Raw genomic sequence first — 1360 nt, forward strand, 5'->3', positions numbered from 1 at the left:
GCAAAAAATAGTGGCAATATCGGATTAATTAAGTTGCTATCCCATAATAAATCGAGTGTACTTTGCCCTGCATCTCGTAATCCACCCAATATCTGTAAGGGCACATCTTGATACCAGGCTCGGTGCTGTGTTTGGCGGTCAAAGATGACATCCACTAATTTTATATAGGGCTAACGTTCATCATTAACTTTGAGCTGAATAAAATAATGATTAAGCTTGTGATAGAGATCAAAAAATAGATGAAAGTCCCCAATCTATTGATCGGGGAAAAATTAAATTAATTTCTCATTGTTAAGCAATACAATGATATTTTCTTTTCCTAGCTCTGAGCGTAAAAGATCTGCTATTTCTGATGTATTCATTTCCGGAAAGGATTTATCATTTACCGATACCATAAAATATGATCTAGCACCTTCTAAACCAAATTCTTCAGCAATTAATAACTTACTTTCTAGAGAATATCTTTTCTGATTATCACTAATAAACTCTAATTGTTTTCGTTCTAAAATTGGTGAAGCCAAATAAATAATATATGATTTATCAAAAATATCTTTATAATCTGATTTAACCTTACTAATTTTTTTATTTAATAACTCTGCATCTAATGTTGTATAGCATGTTATATCTATTGCCATAATATTTATCTCACTTAATTCTAGTTATATTTCCTGATTTATCTATAACAATTATTTTATCCAATCCTTTAATCTCCCATTTAGAAAACTGTTCTTCAAGAGCATCTACCGTCACTTTAGAATCAGATATATTAATAACTACATTGTTTGTTTGCCCCTTAAGCACTTTATCTTCAACGCCAGCCCAAATATTCCTAACATTATTTGAACTTGGAGCATAGTTATCAAATATTTCACCATTAATTTTGTAATCTGGGTTTTTTATTCCTGATGTAATGGGATTCTGTTCCACATGATAACCATTCTTTGAAAGAATTTGAGCACTTTCATTTTCTCTTATAATTGAGCGTATATTTTCAGAAGTACTTGAAAGTGGTATTTCAGTTGGTTTGCCGGTTAAAGATCCTATCTCTCCCTTTTCAACAACATTATTCCAATTAACCTCATCTAATTCAACCTCTAACGCTTCAATTTTATGATGTACCTTGGTTCTGACTTCAGTGCCGGTTATTTTAATTCGGGCGTATTTTAATAAGCGTAGTGAACGGGTTAAGGGTTCGGCTAAGCCGCCGGCTATTATTCCTTCTAAGCTGTTTTTTAATCGTCCTTCTGCAAAACTATCGTCTGGCTTGGCTTGTAAATATTCGGTTATTGGGTTAGCCAGTTCGGGAAATTCTTGTACTAAGTTTGACAGGCGTTCTTCATGAGGGCTAAATACCGTAAAA

The 1360-nt window shown here is 32.9% G+C and carries 1 protein-coding gene and 1 pseudogene; both read right to left on the minus strand.

Annotation, left to right across the window (positions count from 1 at the left end):
• Positions 1–272: 272 nt before the first annotated feature.
• Positions 273–635 (minus strand): hypothetical protein, encoded by a 363-nt coding sequence (locus ACGH46_RS11020; RefSeq protein WP_267360336.1) that lies wholly within the window; start codon positions 633–635, stop codon positions 273–275.
• 10 nt (positions 636–645) lie between these two features.
• A pseudogene (locus tag ACGH46_RS11025) lies at positions 646–1360 on the minus strand (hypothetical protein); the annotation flags it as partial.

Origin of the sequence: Gilliamella sp. CG22, from assembly GCF_046635725.1 — a bacterium.
Taxonomy (GTDB): domain Bacteria; phylum Pseudomonadota; class Gammaproteobacteria; order Enterobacterales; family Orbaceae; genus Gilliamella; species Gilliamella apicola_I.

Coding starts and splice junctions, on each gene's coding strand:
- ACGH46_RS11020 (WP_267360336.1), bottom strand. CDS start 635: ATGGCAATAGATATAACATGCTATACAACATTAGATGCAGAGTTATTA.